Source organism: Halalkalibacter sp. APA_J-10(15), assembly GCF_023017105.1.
In the GTDB taxonomy this organism is placed as follows: Bacteria; Bacillota; Bacilli; order Bacillales; family Bacillaceae_D; genus Halalkalibacter.
Genome location: NZ_JALKEV010000021.1, coordinates 19,374 through 39,662, shown reverse-complemented (window position 1 = coordinate 39,662; position 20,289 = coordinate 19,374). Strand labels below are relative to the sequence as shown.

At 41.1% G+C, this 20,289-nt stretch carries 21 protein-coding genes; 2 read left to right on the top strand and 19 right to left on the bottom strand.

Annotated elements, in window-relative coordinates:
* Window positions 1–153: 153 nt before the first annotated feature.
* The 10 genes from MW695_RS19985 to MW695_RS19940 form a co-directional block, all read right to left on the bottom strand.
* Window positions 154–330: a small, acid-soluble spore protein, alpha/beta type gene (locus MW695_RS19985; RefSeq protein WP_247107256.1), complete on the bottom strand. Its 177-nt coding sequence runs from the start codon at window positions 328–330 to the stop codon at window positions 154–156.
* Window positions 331–470: 140 nt separating this feature from the next.
* A complete protein-coding gene (veg, locus tag MW695_RS19980) occupies window positions 471–737 on the bottom strand; it encodes a biofilm formation stimulator Veg (protein ID WP_035345775.1) in 267 nt (88 codons plus the stop codon).
* A gap of 316 nt (window positions 738–1,053) precedes the next feature.
* Window positions 1,054–1,938: a sporulation peptidase YabG gene (gene yabG / locus MW695_RS19975; protein WP_247107255.1), complete on the bottom strand. Its 885-nt coding sequence runs from the start codon at window positions 1,936–1,938 to the stop codon at window positions 1,054–1,056.
* A gap of 49 nt (window positions 1,939–1,987) precedes the next feature.
* Window positions 1,988–2,866 (bottom strand): 16S rRNA (adenine(1518)-N(6)/adenine(1519)-N(6))-dimethyltransferase RsmA, encoded by an 879-nt coding sequence (gene rsmA / locus MW695_RS19970; protein ID WP_247107254.1) that lies wholly within the window; start codon window positions 2,864–2,866, stop codon window positions 1,988–1,990.
* A complete protein-coding gene (rnmV, locus tag MW695_RS19965) occupies window positions 2,863–3,420 on the bottom strand; it encodes a ribonuclease M5 (protein ID WP_247107253.1) in 558 nt (185 codons plus the stop codon). The genes rsmA and rnmV overlap by 4 nt, the downstream gene beginning before the upstream one ends.
* A gap of 198 nt (window positions 3,421–3,618) precedes the next feature.
* Window positions 3,619–4,842 carry a resuscitation-promoting factor gene (locus MW695_RS19960; protein WP_247107252.1) on the bottom strand — a complete coding sequence of 408 codons (1,224 nt, stop codon included), beginning with the start codon at window positions 4,840–4,842 and terminating at the stop codon, window positions 3,619–3,621.
* Window positions 4,843–5,065: 223 nt separating this feature from the next.
* On the bottom strand, window positions 5,066–5,836 hold the full coding sequence (locus MW695_RS19955; protein ID WP_247107251.1) for a TatD family hydrolase: 771 nt from the start codon (window positions 5,834–5,836) through the stop codon (window positions 5,066–5,068).
* A gap of 546 nt (window positions 5,837–6,382) precedes the next feature.
* Window positions 6,383–8,359 (bottom strand): methionine--tRNA ligase, encoded by a 1,977-nt coding sequence (gene metG / locus MW695_RS19950; protein ID WP_247107250.1) that lies wholly within the window; start codon window positions 8,357–8,359, stop codon window positions 6,383–6,385.
* 420 nt (window positions 8,360–8,779) lie between these two features.
* On the bottom strand, window positions 8,780–10,609 hold the full coding sequence (locus tag MW695_RS19945) for an ATP-binding protein (RefSeq protein WP_247107249.1): 1,830 nt from the start codon (window positions 10,607–10,609) through the stop codon (window positions 8,780–8,782).
* Between the two features lie 12 nt (window positions 10,610–10,621).
* On the bottom strand, window positions 10,622–11,575 hold the full coding sequence (locus tag MW695_RS19940; protein ID WP_247107248.1) for a DNA double-strand break repair nuclease NurA: 954 nt from the start codon (window positions 11,573–11,575) through the stop codon (window positions 10,622–10,624).
* Between the two features lie 198 nt (window positions 11,576–11,773).
* Here MW695_RS19940 and MW695_RS19935 point away from each other — a divergent pair, with 198 nt between their 5' ends.
* On the top strand, window positions 11,774–12,061 hold the full coding sequence (locus MW695_RS19935; protein ID WP_035345759.1) for a transition state genes transcriptional regulator AbrB: 288 nt from the start codon (window positions 11,774–11,776) through the stop codon (window positions 12,059–12,061).
* A 67-nt stretch (window positions 12,062–12,128) separates the two neighbouring features.
* On the opposite strand, the gene rsmI is transcribed toward MW695_RS19935, so the two are convergent.
* The 9 genes from rsmI to MW695_RS19890 all read right to left on the bottom strand — a co-directional run bounded on the left by rsmI (window position 12,129) and on the right by MW695_RS19890 (window position 19,244).
* Entirely contained in the window at window positions 12,129–12,995 is an 867-nt protein-coding gene (gene rsmI, locus MW695_RS19930; protein WP_247107247.1) for a 16S rRNA (cytidine(1402)-2'-O)-methyltransferase, read from the bottom strand.
* Window positions 12,996–13,754 carry a tRNA1(Val) (adenine(37)-N6)-methyltransferase gene (locus tag MW695_RS19925; RefSeq protein ID WP_247107246.1) on the bottom strand — a complete coding sequence of 253 codons (759 nt, stop codon included), beginning with the start codon at window positions 13,752–13,754 and terminating at the stop codon, window positions 12,996–12,998.
* A gap of 506 nt (window positions 13,755–14,260) precedes the next feature.
* Entirely contained in the window at window positions 14,261–14,614 is a 354-nt protein-coding gene (gene yabA, locus MW695_RS19920; protein ID WP_247107245.1) for a DNA replication initiation control protein YabA, read from the bottom strand.
* A 16-nt stretch (window positions 14,615–14,630) separates the two neighbouring features.
* Window positions 14,631–15,449 (bottom strand): PSP1 domain-containing protein, encoded by an 819-nt coding sequence (locus MW695_RS19915; protein WP_247107244.1) that lies wholly within the window; start codon window positions 15,447–15,449, stop codon window positions 14,631–14,633.
* A gap of 4 nt (window positions 15,450–15,453) precedes the next feature.
* Complete coding sequence (gene holB / locus MW695_RS19910) at window positions 15,454–16,443, bottom strand: DNA polymerase III subunit delta' (RefSeq protein WP_247107243.1); 990 nt, start codon at window positions 16,441–16,443, stop codon at window positions 15,454–15,456.
* 11 nt (window positions 16,444–16,454) lie between these two features.
* Window positions 16,455–16,784, bottom strand: coding sequence for a cyclic-di-AMP receptor (locus tag MW695_RS19905; RefSeq protein ID WP_035345747.1), 330 nt, complete (start codon window positions 16,782–16,784; stop codon window positions 16,455–16,457).
* A gap of 90 nt (window positions 16,785–16,874) precedes the next feature.
* Window positions 16,875–17,507 carry a dTMP kinase gene (gene tmk, locus MW695_RS19900; RefSeq protein ID WP_035345745.1) on the bottom strand — a complete coding sequence of 211 codons (633 nt, stop codon included), beginning with the start codon at window positions 17,505–17,507 and terminating at the stop codon, window positions 16,875–16,877.
* Window positions 17,504–18,949, bottom strand: a complete 1,446-nt coding sequence (locus MW695_RS19895; protein ID WP_247107242.1) for an aminotransferase class I/II-fold pyridoxal phosphate-dependent enzyme — start codon at window positions 18,947–18,949, stop codon at window positions 17,504–17,506. The genes tmk and MW695_RS19895 overlap by 4 nt, the downstream gene beginning before the upstream one ends.
* A 127-nt stretch (window positions 18,950–19,076) precedes the next feature.
* On the bottom strand, window positions 19,077–19,244 hold the full coding sequence (locus MW695_RS19890) for a sigma factor G inhibitor Gin (RefSeq protein WP_247107241.1): 168 nt from the start codon (window positions 19,242–19,244) through the stop codon (window positions 19,077–19,079).
* Window positions 19,245–19,440: 196 nt separating this feature from the next.
* On the opposite strand from MW695_RS19890, the gene MW695_RS19885 reads away from it, so the two are divergent.
* Entirely contained in the window at window positions 19,441–20,142 is a 702-nt protein-coding gene (locus MW695_RS19885) for a GOLPH3/VPS74 family protein (RefSeq protein WP_247107240.1), read from the top strand.
* Window positions 20,143–20,289: the final 147 nt, after the last annotated feature.

Sequence of the window (20,289 nt, the reverse complement as noted above, 5' to 3'; positions counted from 1 at the left end):
TCACCTCCTTCTTAGCATACAAGATACACTTATCATCTTATAATTCCTTAATGAAGTCAAATAGCTATCAGTTCAATTTTCCTTGCCCTAATATAAACAAAAAGAAGGCACCTCTAGAAAGAAACGAAGATGCTTCTAGAGGTGCCTTTCCTGTTATTTCTTCTGAGCTAGTTGTTGTTCAGCTATTTCAATCGCACGCTTCACCATATTACCTGCATCTCGGGCTCTTATGCCACCCCAGCCTTCCCTTTGGACTGTATCATAAAAACCTAACTCCTTGGCAAGCTCTTCCTTAAATTGATCTGACATGACACCACGCCGTCTACTCATGCCTTAACAACTCCTTATCCAGAAGATAGATAGTGCACCTATGAAATAGGAGCACCCTTATTATGTGCCATGATACACAAGAAGATGCCCACCTAATCTATCCAGTAGGTAAGCATCCTCTTGTCACTATCATAAACACCTTATGCTTTCAAAGCTGTTAATTCAGAACCCTCTTCACACAATAATAATTCTACTGATTCGGTCAAAATATCAGCATAGCTATAAGACACGCGTTCAAAAGCATTTTGCTGTTCATCTAACTTGACGATAAAAACAGAAGGATACGTCTCCTCAAGCAAACCTGAACGTTCTGATGTCTTCTTACGACCACCATTCGCCTTAATTGTAATGCGTTTTCCAACATTAGCATCTAATGTGCGTTTAATATCAACCAACGTTTTTGGCATTCGAACACCCACCTCACTGTATAGTTATCATACCACACCCAACACAACAAGTCAAGCAAACGTAAAATTATAACAAGGGTTCAACTCCTCTGTCAATGCTTTTACTCGTATTTTCTTCACACATTTTTCATAACTCCCAAATAGTATGTGAAAAATGTTGAAAAAATATGTATAAAATAGTCGACTGCATGAACGATACAGGTCGACTATTTTTCACACTATGTGTACAAAGAGAATGGGAGAAAGAAGAAAGGACACTGAAGAAGTTTAGTTTTAACTTTTTGGTGCCCTCACTGAAGGCCCTTCTGTTTAGCCATCATGACTGTTCAATATATATGCGATTGTACCCTTCTTTCAAAGGCATCCCACGTCTCATGATACCTTTTGTTTCAATGCCTCCCAGCCCTCTTTCACCGGTTATCGTATTTCGCAAAATCTCTGTTAAGTGAATCCGATCCATAAAGGACGTTAAGCTAATACGAGAAGCGATATACACAGGATCTAGTGCGTGAATATTTACTCGTTCTGGTGAGCTAGCAAAATTTGCTCCTGCTTTAATAAGTGTTTCAAAATGCGATTGACATGCTCCCGCAAAAATCACAAGGTCATCCCGATGCCACGTATATCGTCTGGCGATCCGAACACATTCTGCAAAATATTTCGTATGACGATATGACCGAATATCACCCTCATTACCCCTGGACTTTAAATACGCATCATGTCCAGTAACAACAATGATATCGGGCTGGACAATCTCGATCAATGACCCTATTTGTTCCGGCATCTCCTTCTCATGTAGGTGGACACCATAAACAGGTACACCTAGCTTTTCATACAAAGCTGTGCATTTTTTTAAATACAGACTATCACCATCAATATGAAGCACACGTCCACGCAATTCAAAAAAATCAATATCGCTTGCATATCCAGACGTAACTTCATATTCACCACGTTGCTTTAATAGCTTTGCATCTTGTCGAAAAAGGTGATAAGAACTTTCTTCAACCTCTTTCGACTTTTGAAGCATTTTCGTTCGTTCTTCTTCTGAAACAAGCACAAGGTCTTCTATTGGCGCATCCGCTAATAAACGCATATCCTCACCAACAAGTTCAACAACCGTCGAACGAATCTCAGATATTCGAAATAATAGATCTCGATTATAAGACAGACGAGTGACGAGATCCCCTTTATTAAGCTTCATAACCACGCCCCCTCTCCACTTACCCTATGTTGTGAATAGGGAGAAGGTGCTAGTCCATGACCCTTTTGTAAAGGGCATTACTTAATGAGGCAAACTCTTCTAATGACAATGTTTCTCCACGTCTGCGTGGGTCGATTTGGATATCAGACAACACATCCTCAATCATTGTTTTCTCCGCTTTCGTTAATAAATTATGCGTTAAATTGTTAAGTAGTGTTTTGCGCCTATTGGCAAAGGACGCATGAAACACGCGAAAGAAAAAGGCCTCATCAATGAGCTCTACAGGCGGCTCCTCTCTCACTGTTAAGCGAAGTACAGCAGAATCAACACGGGGTTGCGGGATAAAGACAGACCCTGGAACAGTCATAACCTTCTCCGCCTCAGCAAAATATTGTGCGGCTATCGATAGGGCTCCATAATCCTTCGTTCCTGGCTTCGCCGCTATACGATCAGCAACCTCCGCTTGGATCATAACGACAATCCCTCGAATAGGCAGCTTCTCTTCTAATAATTTCATTAAAATCGGTGTTGTCACATAGTATGGCAGGTTTGCAACGACCATCACATCATTTACTTCTTGAAAGTGTTCAGCGATGTATCGATGAAGATCGACCTTTAGTACATCTGAATGAACAATATCGATATTCTGATAAGAAGAAAGGGTATCTTCTAGAACAGGTAAAAGGCGTTGATCAATTTCAAATGAAACGACCTTTTTAGCTTGTTTTGCCAATTGCTCCGTTAAAGCGCCAATTCCCGGTCCTACTTCAATAACACCCGTTTCATTCGTAACAGTTGCAGCTTTCACAATATTATGTAGTATATTTAAATCGATTAAAAAATTTTGACCTAAGCTTTTTTTAAACTCAAACCCATACTTCTCTAAAATGGCCTTTGTTCGTAACGGGGTAGCAATATCCTTATTCAACACTGATCCTCCTCAAATACTGTCTTCATCGCCAATGAAAACTCCGTTTGTGAAATACGAAACATCTGCAAACGCTTTTGTAATTGTTTCCCATTCGCATAACCAATGTGTAGAAGCTCTCCTAAGCGCTCTCGCCTCCGTTTCGCTGACGCCCCAGCAATAAGTCCTGCATCAAGGAGATCCTTTAGCGGTATACTAGCTTCAACATATTCCTTTTCTATATGAACATGACGCAGTGCTTCCCGAATCGCTGACGGAGATGCATGCTCCACACCAACGCTACCCTTTCGTTTCGCTATAGCTTCTGCTTTAGGTAAGAACGCATGCTTGCATTCAGGAATACGCTGACTAATAATAGTACGAATCCGCTCTCCTGGGTAATCAGGATCGGTCAAAATAATGACTCCCCTTCGCTTTTGCGCCAATTCGACTTGAGCCAACACATGCTCTCCAATGGCCGAGCCATTCGTTTCAATCGTATCAGCATCAACTGCTCGTTTAATAGCGACTGTATCATCCTTACCTTCCACTACGATGATTTCCTTTATTTTCATTTCCTTCTCCTTAATCACTCAATAACTCATACAGAACACAAACTGAGTCTTTTCATTATCTAAAACTGAAAAATGGAGTCAGCGAGGCTCAATCAGGCTCTTACTGCCCTTTTATCCTAAACTAGCCATCCATTTACACTTTCTTATCTTATAACAAAAGACACAGAGTCACAACGCAACTCTGTGTCCAACAATTTATTAATCTAGAATCTTAATTTCAACTGTTCTAGTTCCCCAACTATGCGCATCTGCTTTCGTTGGCATATGCACATCAATCTTATTACCAACAATAGCGCCACCTGTATCACCAGCAATAGCCGTTCCATACCCTTCTACATACACTTTTGAACCGAGTGGAATGACATTCGGATCAACAGCAATCACCTTCATGTTCCGGTTATTATTTAAATTAATTCCGGTTGCCGTTACCCCACTACATCCACTGCAATTTGCCGTATATGCGGTAGATTCCACTGTCAGCGTTGTACCACTAGATGTTGATGCACTATCGCCACTACTCGTTGTAGATTGACTTCTTGACGGTGTCGGTGCAGGTTCCTTCGTTCCAACAGCAACAATTCGATCTGAGCTTTCCTTAACCGTTTCCTCTTTCACAAGTTCACGAGATACTTCTTCACCATCTTCAAGGATAACCTCATAATGCTTTTCAACTTTACCATCCTCACCCGATTGTACGACTTCCTCACTTCCTGAAAGTAAGTCATCATCCTTACGAGTAACGGTTGCAAAATCAATCGCTTCTTCCACCACATCGGTGACTTTTTCTACACGTACGACTTGAATCGATGTTTCTTCTTCTAATCGTTCATCTAATTCTGGCTCTACTCGATCCAGTTCATCTAACGTTACTTCTTCTCTCTCTAAAAAGTCAGCGACAGTCGTCGAAGTTGTCCAAAACTCATGTTGCTCACCATCACTAATTAGCTCCACTTGAAAAGCAGATTCATAGGTTAACTCCATTTGCTCTTCAATCGCTGCACTTAACTCTGGCTCTACTACATCGTGTTCTTTGTATTCAATTTCTAACTCGTCTATTAGTTCTTGGACCGTCTTTGACGTCGTCCATACTGCATCCTCTTGACCATCAATCATCGTGAAAACTTGCTTCGCTTGCTCCCAGGTGATTGTCATTTCATTCTCTATCTCTGTATCGACACTAGGTTCAATATGATCATATGATTGGACTTCCCACTCATACTCTTCCAACAGATCTGCAACTGTATTAGCGTGTGTCTCAACAACGGTTTCTTCACCATCAATCATAACGGTTACCGTTGCTTTTGTCGTTTCGTATACAGCGTATGTGATCAAACTAACGAAGAGTACCAGACTAATCGAGGATACAATCGTCTTCTTCCCGAATAGCTTCTTGGGAAGAAACTTTATCCTGTTTAAATCCATGATATGCCCTCCTCTTTGGTATCGACCGAATTATAAACACTGTACCTCCTCTTTGTCAACTGATTGTTTTTGATTGACACATCTCCCTTATTATCTATGAAGGTGTCCTAAAAGAAAACAAAAACTTATCGACAAGTCCAATTTATGCAATGCCACCAAGGTGTAGAACCATTTCGAAATGATTGATCATTTGACACATTATTACAATATCCCCCAATAACTGTTAGGGTTTTATGTTGAAAATTTCTTTTGCGTTAGCTGTTGTCCGTTCTATAATTTCTTCCAAATCTACCTCTTTTAATTCAGCAATTTGCTCAGCAACAAGACGAACATAAGCAGGTTCATTACGCTTCCCACGATTTGGATGAGGAGCTAAATATGGACAATCAGTCTCAATTAATAACCTCTCTAATGGAATCGCTTTCGCAACCTGTTTCGGTCGTTTTGCATTCTTAAATGTCACAGGTCCTCCTAATGAAATATAGAAGTTCATATTCATACACTGTTCCGCAATTTCTACACTACCACCAAAGCAATGCATAATACCACCGACCTCAGTGGCGTTTTCCTCTTTCAATATATCAACAATATCTTGATCTGCATCACGATTATGAATAATAATAGGTAATTTGACCTTTTTAGCTAATGCGATCTGCTTGCGAAATACGTCCTTTTGTACCTCTTTCGGTGACTTATCCCAATGATAGTCAAGACCCATTTCACCGAGAGCGACGACTTTCGGATGAGAAGAAAGCTCCTCAAGCCATTTTAAATGTGCATCAGTCATATCGATCGCATCAACAGGATGCCAACCAACTGCAGCGTACATCCATTCATACGTATTGACCAGTTCTAGCGCTCTTTTGATCGTCTTTTCATCAAAACCGACCACAACCATATTTTTAACGCCAGCAGTCTCTGCTCTTTTTATAACTTCGTCTAGATCTTCTTCAAATTGATCAGCATTTAAATGTACATGAGTATCAAATAACATTTCCATTCTCCTTGTACGTAATAGTATTCAGTTAATCATAAAGCTTGATGAAGAGCAACATACAAGGGCACTGAAAGTTTGATTTTTAACTTTTTTGGTGCCCTTTAAACAATGAGCGAAACCGTTGCCTATGTTGAAAAGAGGCTGGGACAAAAGTGGTTTAACTAAAAGAAAAGCCGAACAATGATAGATGGTGGACGTAAACCGCTCCTGAAATATACTTCGCTTTCCGCGGGAAGCCGGTGAGCCTCCTCGTGCTTCACTGCGGGGTCTCACCCTTGGCTTTTCATGAGGCCACTGAAAAAGTTTGGTTTTAACTTTTTCAGTGACCTTGCTTTTCATCCCGCAGGAGTCTACGTATATTTCATCCGCTACGTTCATCTTTTGTTCGGGTTTCCAGATAGACACTTTAGTTATGTCTCAGCCCCGAGCAACGAGTAAATCCATTGCTAGTCTAAACAATGGCACTGATAAAGTCGATTTGTACTTTTCAGTGGCTTCCAACATACACCTCATTAGGCGCGTAGCAAGACTATTTCCAAAACTTTATTTTACTTTTGCTCCATTTGGTAATGAACCATCTATTGTCGCTAGTTGGAGCTTCTTTCCTTTAGTTCCTGCTAAAATCATCCCTTGGGATAGTTCTCCACGTAATTTAACAGGTTTTAAATTCGTGACACAAACCACTTTCTTACCAACTAATTCCTCAGGTGTGTAAAACTTAGCAATCCCTGACACAACTTGTCGCTTCTCACTTCCAACATCGAGCTGAATTTTCAATAGCCGGTCAGCACCATCCACTTTCTCTGCTTTTATAATTTCTGCTACCTTTAACTCTACTTTCGAAAAGTCATCAATCGTTATTTCATTTTCGTCCTCAATTTCTTCTATTTGGTTATCCGATTTCATCGTTCCACCCATCTGACCAACAATATAGCCAACCTCTTCCTCAACATCTAGTCGTGGGAAAATCGGATTTCCTTTTTCAACTTTTACTCCACTTGTAAGCTTGCCAAATGAATGTATCGTTGACCAATCGGTTTCATTCTCAACAACGCCTAATTGCTGCCAAATCTTCTTCGGCGCTTCTGTCATGAATGGTTGTAACATAATAGAAGTAATCCGTAACGATTCAGCTAAATGATACATGACAGAACCGAGCTCTTCCCGTTTCTCCTCTTCCTTAGCAAGCATCCACGGCTGTGTCTCATCAATGTATTTATTCGTACGGCTAATCAGCTGCCAAATAGCCGTTAATGCTACAGAAAATTCCATATCCTCTAGTGCATTTTCCACCTTTGCAATAGTCGCCTCAACTGATTCCACTAGCTCGCGATCAAATGGAGTAGCATCCTTCACAAACGCTGGTACGACACCGTCAAAATACTTATTAATCATCGCAACCGTTCGGTTTAGAAGATTTCCTAAATCATTTGCTAAATCATAATTAACTCGCTCAACGAAGCCTTCTGGTGTAAATACGCCATCAGATCCAAACGGTACTTCACGTAATAGATAATAACGAAGAGCATCTAATCCGTAACGATCAATTAATGGTACGGGATCAACGACATTTCCTTTTGACTTCGACATCTTGCCATCCTTCATTAATAACCATCCGTGACCGAACACCTTCTTAGGGAGGGGCAAATCAAGAGCCATTAACATAATCGGCCAATAGATCGTATGGAAGCGAACAATTTCCTTACCGACAATATGAACATTTGCTGGCCAATACTTTTCGTATAAGCTTTGATCGTCGTGACCATAGCCTAGAGCCGTAATATAATTCGATAGCGCATCGATCCAAACGTACACAACGTGCTTTGGATCACGTGGTACCTTCACGCCCCAAGTAAAGGATGTTCTCGATACAGCAAGATCTTCGAGTCCTGGTTTGATAAAGTTATTAATCATCTCATTTTTTCGCGATTCGGGTTGAATGAAATCTGGATGATCCTCATAAAACGTCAACAAACGATCGGCATACTTGCTCATTTTAAAGAAATACGATTGTTCGCGGACTTTTTCAACAGGGTGACCACTATCTGGACTTTTCCCACCAACAATCTTCCCATTCTCATCCTTCACTGGATCAACTAGCTGTAACTCCGTGTAGAACGTTTCATCAGGGATTGAATACCAGCCTTCATATTCATCTAAGTAAATATCTCCTTGATCAATTAACCGTTCAAAGATTTGTTCAACGACCTTCTTATGGCGCTCCTCTGTCGTACGAATGAAATCATCATACGAAATATCGAGCTTCTTCCACAGTGCTTGGATCCCACTCACAATTTCATCCGTAAATTGCTGTGGTGTGAGCCCTTTCTCCTTTGCCTTCGTTTCAATTTTCTGTCCATGTTCATCTGTACCTGTTAAATAGCGAACATCATATCCTCTTAAACGCTTATACCTCGCCATCGCATCACCTGCTACCGTTGTATACGCGTGACCAATATGTAGCTTATCACTCGGATAATAAATCGGTGTTGTTAAATAAAAGGTTTTGTTTGTCGACATAACCCATGCCCTCCTTATTTTTTATACATTTTGTGCATACAAAAAGCCCTCATCCACAACGGGACGAGAGCATCGCTCACGTGGTACCACCCAAATTCCCTTTTTTCCTCACAGAAAAAAGGCTTACGAAGTTATGAACTTCTCTGTTAACGCCAGCAACGTCATATGCTTATGCTTATGCTTATGCACTCACATATCACTCCTCATTGGACCATCTTCCACCTATCATCTATACTGGTTTTCAGCTCCCCCAGCTCTCTGCATAGCATATGCTACCTATAGACAAATGAGATGTACTCATCCCTTCATCGGACTTTTCCTATCAAATTCTTTTCTACGTGCTATTCAAAAAGGAAAACCGTCCTTTCTTGAATAGCACCTTATAGTATAACCAAAATATACCGAATTTACGCTGTGTCGTCAAGATCGTGTATACATGGTCGCAAAAGGTGTTTTCTCTTTTTTAATATAACCATCAGCGCTAAGTCGCTCAAGCTCCTTTTTCCACGCTTGTACATCCCAGCTTTTTTTCGCTTTACTGTTTAATTGTGGTAATAATTTCATTAGATCCATCTCAGCAAATGGGAGGTGCTCATCCAATGCAGAGATAAGCTCATCTACTCCTTTTGCATTCATTGCCTCAAGTTCATCAAACGGATTTAACGTATGAGGACTCGTTGAATGAGCCATTCTGATTCGAATCGCCATCGACCGTCCCATAATCGCCGATGATACAAACGCATCACCAGATCGTAAATAAGGGAGACGCTTCCCTTCCTCTACTGTTAAATCGGTTTCCTCTTTAATCGTTTGGATGTCCGTTCCACGTACCGTCCGAAAGACAAACTTCGTATTCAACTGTGCCGTAATCGTCTCATCAAGCAATGTCGGCCTTTGTGTAGCAAATATAAGGAAGACCCCATATTTACGTCCTTCCTGAGCAATTTCCTTCAAAACCGATTTAGCTGGTGCATCAAACCCTTTAGGTGCAAAGTTATGTGCTTCATCTGTCACGACTAAAAAAGGTGGGAAGAACTCTCCTTGCATATGCTGGAGCTTTGCGTCACGGTACGCTCGCCTTTTTCCATAAAGGGCTCCAATCACATAGCTCGAGAACACTTGCAATAACCAAACTGCGCCTTGCACGACGACAAGCTTGCCCGCATACATTCCTTCTTCAATTGCCCGAATGTTTTGCTGGAACAAACCGGCTTGGTGGAGACGGTGAACTCTCCATTGAATTCCCTTAATCGATGCAAGTGGTAAACTACCATATTGATCAAGTAGTCGCTTAAATAATTGATAACGCTCAATCTCTTCTCTTGTCATGCCACCATCATGTAAGGAGCCGTCCACCTTTTGTTTCCCCATTTCAAGAGCCTCTGCTAAATGCGCGATCCGATCACTAAATGACTGGTAGCTATCCTTGCGTTTATGAATCGACTGGATGACGTTAATCATCGACTCTGTTAATGAACCTGCCGCTGCTAACAATCGCTCTACATCTCGAGTCGTAAGCGCTGAAAAATCTACACCGACATCCTGTCCAATTTGCACAACCGTATAATTCTGCTCATAGCTTCTTCCTTCTACCCCTTCTGTCTGTGCAGCGAAATTCATTTCAAAATGAGGATCAAAAACAAGGCTTGGTATATGTAGCTTCATTAACTCCTCAAGCATGACACGTAACCCAAAGGACTTCCCTGATCCAGACCCTCCAAATACGCCGATATGAGGATATTGCTGCATGGAACGAATATCAAAGATAAAAGGCACACCATTTTGTCCGCGCAAGCCATTATGATCATGAATCGATAACAAGCCTGTTAATGTTGAAGGTAACGTCTCTGAAATAAAATCAGTTGATTTCACTTCTCCGAGAATTAACCCATCGTCCGGCTGAGCCTTCACTAGTAAATGTTCAATTTCCTTAAATTGAGGGTGTCTCACTTGTGCTCCTGTTTGAATAGGTTGAATCGCTTCTTCAAATAGACGGGCTTTTGCTAAGTGGATATCATCAGAGCCAATATCATAACCTATTTGCTCTAACGTCTTTAAAACTTGGTCATCAGCAATGCCTTTATCAAAGCCCATCGGTATATAGCGATTATAAGAGAATGTCTCAACTACCTCTCCTTTCGGCTGATAGAGAGAGTCATCCTCGATAACGAGCATTTCATTCATACGAAATTTATGTGTCTTTGAAGCAACATACACTTCATGCTGTGTCGTTACACCTACTATTTGCATTCGATTCCCTCCTTAATAAGGTCTACTCGTACGTTTCTTCGTAAAGAAGCGTTGCTTTAATTGTGGGTGAATATATTGCTCTACCATCGCTTCAACTAATGAATCTGTCACACGGACTTCACGATCAATCATATCTAACCAGAGCGGAATACCACGTCCGTCCTTCGGTGTTAATGTTTGCAAAACTTCTGCAATTCTATCACGATACTCGGCTTGCTCCATCAAAATATCAAATCCTGTTATCGCAGGATCTGTACTCAACCTTACCCAAACCGACTGCAAGCCAGCCTTATGCTGGATCTCCTCAATATACAATAGTTCTCCTTGCTTGAGCACACCAAATAATAGATCACGATCATATGTGTGGGGATAACGTTCATATGAAGAGAATTCACTTAACTTCACCAAATTCTCTGTCGTAATTTCCTCAGATACACCGACGAGCAAGACGTCTTCCTTCAATGCCTTTTGTCGAAGCTGTTCCCATTCATTTGGTGCATCAATACGATAATGGTAAAGCGCTCCATCCATTAATAGTAACCGTACTCTCCTTTCATCTATAAGCTTGTAAGCAACTTCAAGTTCATGCTTAGCTAACATATGAGAACGTATCTGAGCTGTTGTTTGTTCATTGTTTTCTCTTTCCATTAATGGGGTATAGATTTCTGAAGACATGCATTGGTGGCCAGTTGTCGTTTTCGCTAGCGCTTGAAAGAAATAAAGAACGTGCGGGTACTCCCCTTTCGTTTGATTCACTGATCCATCTACTGCAGCTACTTCTTGACCATCAAGCCATTCCGTCAGCTCTTCAACCGATAATAGATTGATTTGTCTATGATCAGTATGAATTTTCGCTAACTTTTGTCGAATCATATCTTTTTCTCTCGTTAAAAAAGCATACGTTTCTTCCAAATGATGATTAATATCTCTTATTTTTTCTAGTAAATCTGGATTAAATTGGATCATACTTTTGCACCTCCTTTTACGAGATTGACTTACTTTTAAGGTTTTTCACTGACAATTAGCAATAAAATATTTAAATAATGTAAAAAAGTATTTGACTTGTTTTGGAAACACTGGTACTCTAAGAAAAGAAAGAATTATGTCGAATAATGACTAAATGAAACTAATAAAAAAAACTGAGTTTGAGAGGAGACATATACTATGAAATCTACTGGTATTGTACGTAAAGTTGACGAGCTAGGTCGTGTCGTAATCCCAATTGAATTGCGCCGTACACTTGATATCGCTGAGAAAGATGCATTAGAAATTTATGTTGATCATGATCGTATCATCTTAAAGAAATACAAGCCAAACATGACTTGTCAAATTACTGGCGAGGTATCTGATGATAATCTTTCTATTGCAAACGGAAAGATCATCCTTAGCCCTCAAGGTGCAGAAGAGATTCTAAAAGATTTACAGTCATATTTAGCATCTAACAAAGGGTAATAACCATAAGGAATTATGATTAGAATGTACCAAAGGGGCAAACATCCCCCTTTGATGCATTCTTTTTTTAATTTAGGTGATAACTAGCATAAATCTCACGTTTAGGTTGTTTACGTTCCAAAGCCACCTTTTTAATCGCTTCCTTTGATGTCAAACCAGCCGCAATATAATGATCAACATGTTCATTTATTTTAAAGGCCCCCCACCAATCGTCCGCTTCAACCTCACCACGGAAGCCTTCAACCACAATACAAAATTCCCCTTTCACTTGACCCGTTACAGTCCACTCTAGCACTTCATCTAACGTCCCCCTTATGTACTCTTCAAACTTCTTCGTTAATTCCCGACATAAACTAATAGGACGATTTCCAAGCACATCTCTCATCGTCGTTAATGTTGCCTTTAAACGATGTGGCGACTCATAAAATAACAGTGTCGCTTCTTGATAGATTAGCTTCTCAAGCTCTTCCTTTCTCCGTTTTTCGTGACGAGGTAAGAACCCAACAAATTGAAAAGAATTCGTTGATAAGCCTGAACCAACTAAGCTCATTAGGGCAGCATTCGCGCCAGGTAATGGAATCACGGAAATATGCTCCGTAATTGATTCTCGTACGAGCTCTTGTCCAGGATCAGATATAGCTGGCATTCCCGCATCACTCACTAACGCGACTTTTTTTCCACTTTTCATTTCATTTATGAGCTTCGTTCCAGCTTCCTTCCGATTATGTTCGTGATAGCTCACCAATGGAGTCGTTATCTCAAAATAATGACAGATCTTCTTCGTTTGTCTCGTATCTTCAGCCGCAATCAAGTCCGCTTCCTCCAATATCCGAACCGCTCGATAGGTCATATCCTCTAGATTTCCAATTGGTGTTGGAACTAAATAGAGCACACCTAATTCCTCGCCATGTACAAAGCTCTTCTGTTGTCTCATCTATATCCCTACCTTCGTACGAAATTCACCTTCATATATTTGTAAAAAAGCTTCATTATACCTACCCTCTTCATTGTAAACAAAAATAGGTGGCAAACAAGTGACGCCAGGCTGCCCCTCCTTACGCCCTTCTACGAGAACGATATTCGCTTCTGTACTCGGTTTCGCATGAACAAATTGAATTCGTTTCGGCTCTATTTTGCATACTCGCATTTCATTCAGTAAGTCCGTTAACCGTTCTGGACGATGAACGAAGGCCACACGCCCTCCATGCTTCACATAACGACTTGCAACACGAATAACATCACTTAACGTACAATGAATTTCATGTCGAGCGATTGCAACGTATTCATTCATATTTTGATCTCGTTTCGTGTTAGTCGGAAAATAGGGAGGATTACACGTAACAACATCAAATGAACCTTCTAATTGGATATTAACGACATTTTCATGCACAAACGAAAGACGATGTTCCAATTGATTCACCAACACCGAGCGACGCGCCATATCAACGAGACGCTTTTGAATTTCTATACCGACAATCTGAGCTTGTGTACGAGTCGTCAAGGCGATTGGAATCACTCCATTCCCTGAGCACAAATCAAGAATTCTTCCTTTACGAATCGGCACTTGAACGAAACGCGAAAGTAAAATCGCGTCTATTGAAAATGAAAAAACATCACGACTTTGAATAATTTCGAGCTCTGTACCAGCGACCCGATCTAGACGCTCACCTTCTAATAATTCTATTTTCATCATCTAATATCCTAACTTTTAAATTTAAGAAACCGCACAGGGTCGACACTACCCGTGCACCACCTTCATTCTCCTTAGTGAAACCTCATTCCGTTATTTCCTTTATCAAACTGTTTCAGACTACCTTTTCGGAACCTCATTCCGCTATTTGACCATTTGTGCTTCACTGTTCTCTTTTTTTTGCTCATTAGCGGAATGACGTTCCACTCCATACGCCTAAACGACGTATTTCTCCCTTTTAACGGAATGAGGTTCCGTTCTATTTGGCTTAAGAAATCGCGTTAGCAGCTTTTCTTAATTGCGTTGTGCGGAGCCGAACGGGTTTCATTTGTTCTGAAGTGGAACGTAAACGAGCAGCCAACACTCTTTATTGAATGATCCCGCTAACTTCTTCAGTTCTTCTCACATTTCTTCCTCGATTTTTATACTTTCTTTCTTAGCTTTTTAAAAAAAAGCCCTTAAAAGGTAAATCCCTAACCTTTTAAGGGCACTTCATGATGTTGAAACCATTATTTCTGATGGAGGAATGAGAGACAGAACAAACAATCCTCACCTTCAGCGCGAATGCTACCATAATGGGTATTACATACGTGGAATCCTTCTTGATAGAGCCTTGCTAAATTATCGTAACCTTCACCAACAAATGGCTTTTTCTTCTTATCCTCTCCAGGTGACTCCTCGGAATCATGCTCCTGGACGTCAACATCAAGACGTTCGCGAAGCTTTTCATTTTCCATTTGCAAATAATGATTTTCTTCAATTAAATAGGCTAATTGTTCCTTCAACCCTCTTAACTCATGATGCAATTCACCAAGACGCTCTTCTAATTGACTCACCTGCGTAAATACAGCCTTCTTATCCACGATGTACTCCACCCCACTATTCCGTGGCTTCAACCGGTTTATTCGTTAATTCTTCTAATGTAAATTCAACTATCCCCTCACCATCAGCTAACTCGACCTGAACGAGGTGCTCTAGTAAATTTAAACCTGTCACTTTCCCTTTTCCATGCGGCGTACGAATAATTTTCCCAACATCCGGAAGCATCTTCTTCGCTTCCTCATAAATATCATTTTCATACTTCAGACAGCACATGAGTCGGCCACACAATCCAGAAATCTTAGCCGGATTTAGTGAAAGGTTTTGATCCTTTGCCATTTTAATCGAAACAGGCTCAAAATCACCGAGAAAGGAAGAACAACATAACACTCTTCCACATGGCCCTATCCCGCCGAGCATCTTCGCCTCATCTCGAACACCAATCTGACGTAATTCAATTCTTGTTCGAAAGACAGATGCTAAGTCTTTCACTAACTCCCGAAAGTCAATTCGACCATCAGCAGTAAAATAAAATAGCACTTTATTTCGATCAAATGTATACTCAACATCAACAAGCTTCATGTCAAGCTGATGCTCATTAATTTTCTCTGAACAGACGAGAAACGCCTTTCTCGCTGCTTCTTGATTCTCTTCTACCACAAGCTTATCCTTAGCTGTTGCTATTCGAATCACTTGCTTTAGCGGTAGAACGACGTCATTCTCACCGACTGTTTTCGTTTCAATTACGACTCGTCCAAACTCCACTCCACGTGAGGTTTCAACGATGACATCTTCATCCTTCTCTAACTGAAACGTACCTGGAGAGAAATAATAGATTTTGCCTGCTTTTTTAAAGCGTATACCTACAACTTGATGCAATCTTCTATCCCTCCTGTATCGAAAGCATTAACTTCTCCATTACCAATTGTGGATTCACATTCGCATGCAATTGCTTCTTCGCATCGAGCACAGCAGCCATGTGACTGCTAAGCCGTTCCTGGGAGCTTTGAAGCGCTTGCTTCTCTAATGAATCGACTTGATCAACAAAGGAAGCCGTATTTAAATTGCCCACCTTGGCAAACAAAAGATCTCTAAACCATAATAGGAGCATATCTAGTCCTATTTCTTGCTGAGCTTTGTCTTTAAACGTTCCCAACCACTTTTCTTGAATCGTAAAAAGCAACTGTGAAGGTCGACCGTAAAGCTCTTCCATCAATTGTATCACTACGCTTCGTGCTTGTGCAATCCAATCCTCTTGAACGAGCTCCTTCACTTGGTCAAAACTTGTTGTTAAGCTAGCCAATAAATGAGCATTCGTTCTAGAAATACCCTCATTTATTAGAAATTGGATAAATGGCTCTCTTGCCAGCGGGGCAAAGCTTAGCAGCTGACTTCTCGACTGAATAGTCGGCAAAATATTTTTTCCTTGCTCAGTCATAAGAACGGCTAACGTTGTTCCATTTGGCTCCTCAAGAAATTTCAAAATGCTATTAGCCGCACTTGCCGTCATCTTATCAGCATCTCCTACGATATAGACCTTTTTTATAGATTCGACACCACGGTACGCAAACTCCTTTTGTAAATGCTCAATTTGTTGTTTTTTTATCGATTGACCATCTGGTTCGATTATATGTACATCTGGATGATTGCCATGTTCAATTCGACGACATGACAAACACTGCTGGCACGGCTCAGTTTCTTCAAGACTCTCGCAAAAGAAGCTCTTCGCTAGTTGAAGAGCTACGTCTTTTTTTCCTGCCCCTTTACTACCCTCAAAGAGATAAGCATGAGCTAACCTGTTCTTTTTTAACGTTTTCATGAGGATGCCACTAACTCTTGGCTGTATTTCTGCTAACTGCTGCCATGTTTTCATATCATAACTCCTTAAAACTGTTCAAACTGTTCAACCGGTAACACAAACACCGTAGCACCACCAACTTGTACTTCGACAGGGTATGGAACGTATGAATCAGCATTCCCACCCATCGGTGAAATAGGGGCAACGAGCTGGTCACGGCTTTCACAGTTCTCTTTTATTATTCGCATAACGTCCTGTATGTTCTCGTCTTCTGTTCCAATGAGAAAAGTTGTATTTCCGGCCTTTAAGAATCCACCTGTACTCGCAAGCTTCGTCGCTCGATAATCAGCTTTCACTAGCGCATCAGATAATTTCACACTATCCTTATCTTGCACAACCGCCATAATTAGCTTCATAACTTTCAGCTCCCTTCATTTGAATGATCGATTCGTGACTTTTCGTGAAAGCGGCTTTCAGTTAACCCCAAAAGCACCCCCACCATTTACTTACTCTTTTAATAAAGTCTCTACCTCTGCCAAAGCCATACGATACACCGTTTCAACATCTTCATTAGCATTTATTTTCTTTATACGATCAGGGTATTGCTCTAACAATAGCTCGTAGCCCCGACGAACACGATCGTGAAAGCTTTTCTTTTCCTGATCAAGGCGGTTGTTTTCTCGCTCCTGATTAGCCGCAATCCGTTGTAATCCTATATTCGGATCAACATCAAAGAAAAGCGTCAATTGAGGCATACACCCATCAATCGCAAAGTCATTGATTGACTGGATCGCATCCACCCCAATACCTCGCGCATACCCTTGATAGGCCAAGCTGCTATCGATAAATCGGTCACACAGTACGACTTGCCCCGCCTCAATAGCTGGTAAGACCTTCTCCACTAAATGTTGCCTTCTCGCTGCAGCATAGAGGAGTGCCTCTGTTCGACCATCCATTTCTGTATGGGCTGTATTCAGTAGCACCTCGCGAATCTGTTCGGCAATTCGAATACCTCCTGGCTCACGCGTCCGTAGTACGTCATAACCTCTTCCGACAAGCTCTTCCTCAAGGCGATCAAGCGTCGTCGTCTTGCCCGCACCTTCTCCACCTTCTACTGTTATAAACAAACCTTTACTCATTCTATTTCCTCCGAATCTACTACTAAAACCTCATCCACTCGTTTCTTCCCTTGAAAACGAGCACCTGCATCGGCTAATTGTTGAATATAATCAACCGTTCCTTGCTGAATCACCTCTCCTCGCAGTAATACGGGAATACCAGGAGGGTATGGAATAATCGACTCTAATGACATTCGTCCAGACGCTTCGGTGAGTGGAATTGTTGTTTGCTGAAGTTGATGAACTCGACCTAGTTTCATTTCAGTAAAGCGCACATCTGACGCCCATGAGGAGAGAGAAATGGAATCTTTCTCGTTCACGACAGAATAGGTAGAAAGCTTTTCTCTTAGCTTATCTAGCACACCTGTGTCCAAACGTAAGGGAGCCAGGCCAAACACGAGCAGAACATCTCGCTCTGTCGCTAATTCAACGTACATGCCACACTCCATTATCACATCCTGCAGCTGATAGCCTGTTAATGCAGTTCTTGATCTAATTGTAACTTTTAACGGATCATAATGATAGCTTTGATTATTCGACTCTATCACTTTAATCTGTTTTATAGTACTTAATTCTCGCTTACTCGCTTCAATCCCTGCTAAGACCTCTGTAATATCCCCTTCTGTTAATCTTTCAGCAAACTCGCGAGCACCATCCAATGAGGTCATTAATAAATAAGATGGACTACTTGACTGAAACATCGTTAGTGCTTCTTTTATTCTATGAGCAGCCTCCATAGGAAGGTGCTTACTTATATGTAAAAAAGAACTCATCGTTAACGCTGGTAGCATCTTATGTGCAGATTGAACAACGACATCTGCTCCTAATTCACACGCTGATGGGGGAAATTGCTGACTAATGGCATAATGAGCCCCATGAGCCTCATCGACTAGTACAGCTAATCCCCGCCTCTTCGCCTCCTCAATCACCTCTTGAATGTCCATGCTCACACCGAAATAATTGGGATACGTCAATATGACACCTTTGATCTGTGGAAATTGCTCTAGTGCTTGTCTGACAATAGCTGCTGTTATTCCAACACCTTGCCCTAAATGCTCATCATACTCCGGTGTCACTAGGATCGGTGTCACTCCAGCAATCTCACATGCATGAAAAAGCGACTTATGACTATTGCGTTGCAAAAGGACCGTATCTCCTCGCTCAAATAAACCATACACCATCGCGAGATTCCCCGCTGTTGACCCTCCAACAAGAAAATGGGTTTCACCCATTTGATAAAAATCAGCTGCCTTCTGTTGCGCAAGAGCTATCGGGCCAGTTGGATCATGGAGATCATCAAGCCCTATTAGCTCCGTTACATCATACGGTAGCACAGATTGAAAATCATCTTGCAACGCGTGTGAGAAAACGTGACCATTTTTATGTCCTGGTACATGTAACGAGAGAGGCTGCTGCTCAATATGCTGTTGAATAGCCGTAATTAATGGCATTGATTGCTTCATTTCCTTCACCTTATTTCTTTCTTTTTACACTTGCTCAAAAGGATCGGTATTAAACCTTTTTAAAACAACTGTACACGTTTTATAACCCAACTATAATGTATCATAGTTGGGTTACGCATTTTCCATATTATTTTTTCATCGTTTCACTAAATGTATGAACGATCTGATCATAAGCCCCTTCACCTATCTCCGTTTGAACAACAATCTTTTCGCACTCATCACAAAGGGAAACAGACCAAAACATGATCGTTTCAACACACCATTTCTTACACACACTACATTGGATACGAACCACCTTTATCACCTCTTACTCCATTGTCGGCAAACAAGGAAAGTCTCATACTATACGTTATTCGCAGGAGTATGCTTTGTGCCTATCCATCCCCGAAACCTTCCTTCTAATCCCTTCGTATACTTAGTATAGGAAAGGACTCTGAAAAAGTTTGGTTTTTACCTTTTATAGTGCCTTTATCATTAAGGAGGTTGGACGTATGTTAACCCTTGCCGAAAAACTGTTATTAATTGCTTTAGATGATCAAACAGGGAAAATGAACATGAATGCATCACAATCCATTCACTATGGCTTAGCTGGTGCGATTTTAATGGAATTAACGACGCAACGTTGCTTAGATTATAATGAAAAAGACAAAACCATCCACATTCCACAGAATGCTAATTGTAGAGATGAGCTTTTAAACGACTCTTTGCTTTATTTAAAAGACAAATACCACGGAAAAACACCTAAGCTGCAACGTGTTGTACAAACACTCGGATTTCACATAAACTGGCATAAGAAACATATCCCCTTCATTGAACGCCTAATTGAAAAAGAAATTCTTACAAAGAATAAACAAAAGGTGTTATTTCTTTTCACTAGAAACGTGTATCCTTCCACTCAGTCTGGCAGAGAGGATAGCATTCGTGAAAAAATTAGAAAAGCCGTCCTATCCAATGAAGATCAGGAGGTGGAAGAGCAAATCTTTAGCTTAATTGGTTTGTTAAAAGCATGCCAAATCGACAAGCAGCTCTTCTCAAAAGACGAATACAAGCAAGCAAAAGAAAAGATTAATATGTTGATGAAAAAGAGCCCACACGGCAAAGCCGTTTCTGATACGATGCAAGCCATGCAAGCGGCCGTTATGGCTGCGACAACTGCAGCAGTAGTCACTGCTTCAAGCTCGGCTTCATCCTAAAACCAACATCCTGCTCGTCATGCTAAAATATACAAATAAGGATCTGGCGTATGCCAAGATCCTTATAGCCTGTCGACAAAGCCTCGTAAAAGCGCGACAGTCGACAGGCTTTAGTTGCCACGATACGGCGTCTCGACCTCGCTCCCG

What these genes read in the sequence shown, in the direction of transcription:
- rsmI (WP_247107247.1), bottom strand. Translation starts at nt 12,995, where the DNA reads ATGAGACAACAGAAGAGCTTTGTACATGGCGAGGAATTAGGTGTGCTC.
- holB (WP_247107243.1), bottom strand. Translation starts at nt 16,443, where the DNA reads ATGAAAACATGGCAGCAGTTAGCAGAAATACAGCCAAGAGTTAGTGGC.
- MW695_RS19895 (WP_247107242.1), bottom strand. Translation starts at nt 18,949, where the DNA reads ATGAAGCAATCAATGCCATTAATTACGGCTATTCAACAGCATATTGAG.
- MW695_RS19905 (WP_035345747.1), bottom strand. Translation starts at nt 16,784, where the DNA reads ATGAAGCTAATTATGGCGGTTGTGCAAGATAAGGATAGTGTGAAATTA.
- MW695_RS19945 (WP_247107249.1), bottom strand. Translation starts at nt 10,609, where the DNA reads ATGCAAATAGTAGGTGTAACGACACAGCATGAAGTGTATGTTGCTTCA.
- MW695_RS19985 (WP_247107256.1), bottom strand. Translation starts at nt 330, where the DNA reads ATGAGTAGACGGCGTGGTGTCATGTCAGATCAATTTAAGGAAGAGCTT.
- MW695_RS19960 (WP_247107252.1), bottom strand. Translation starts at nt 4,842, where the DNA reads ATGGATTTAAACAGGATAAAGTTTCTTCCCAAGAAGCTATTCGGGAAG.
- MW695_RS19935 (WP_035345759.1), top strand. Translation starts at nt 11,774, where the DNA reads ATGAAATCTACTGGTATTGTACGTAAAGTTGACGAGCTAGGTCGTGTC.
- tmk (WP_035345745.1), bottom strand. Translation starts at nt 17,507, where the DNA reads ATGAGTAAAGGTTTGTTTATAACAGTAGAAGGTGGAGAAGGTGCGGGC.
- MW695_RS19925 (WP_247107246.1), bottom strand. Translation starts at nt 13,754, where the DNA reads ATGATGAAAATAGAATTATTAGAAGGTGAGCGTCTAGATCGGGTCGCT.
- MW695_RS19885 (WP_247107240.1), top strand. Translation starts at nt 19,441, where the DNA reads ATGTTAACCCTTGCCGAAAAACTGTTATTAATTGCTTTAGATGATCAA.
- yabG (WP_247107255.1), bottom strand. Translation starts at nt 1,938, where the DNA reads ATGAAGCTTAATAAAGGGGATCTCGTCACTCGTCTGTCTTATAATCGA.
- veg (WP_035345775.1), bottom strand. Translation starts at nt 737, where the DNA reads ATGCCAAAAACGTTGGTTGATATTAAACGCACATTAGATGCTAATGTT.
- MW695_RS19940 (WP_247107248.1), bottom strand. Translation starts at nt 11,575, where the DNA reads ATGATCCAATTTAATCCAGATTTACTAGAAAAAATAAGAGATATTAAT.
- MW695_RS19955 (WP_247107251.1), bottom strand. Translation starts at nt 5,836, where the DNA reads ATGTTATTTGATACTCATGTACATTTAAATGCTGATCAATTTGAAGAA.
- metG (WP_247107250.1), bottom strand. Translation starts at nt 8,359, where the DNA reads ATGTCGACAAACAAAACCTTTTATTTAACAACACCGATTTATTATCCG.
- rnmV (WP_247107253.1), bottom strand. Translation starts at nt 3,420, where the DNA reads ATGAAAATAAAGGAAATCATCGTAGTGGAAGGTAAGGATGATACAGTC.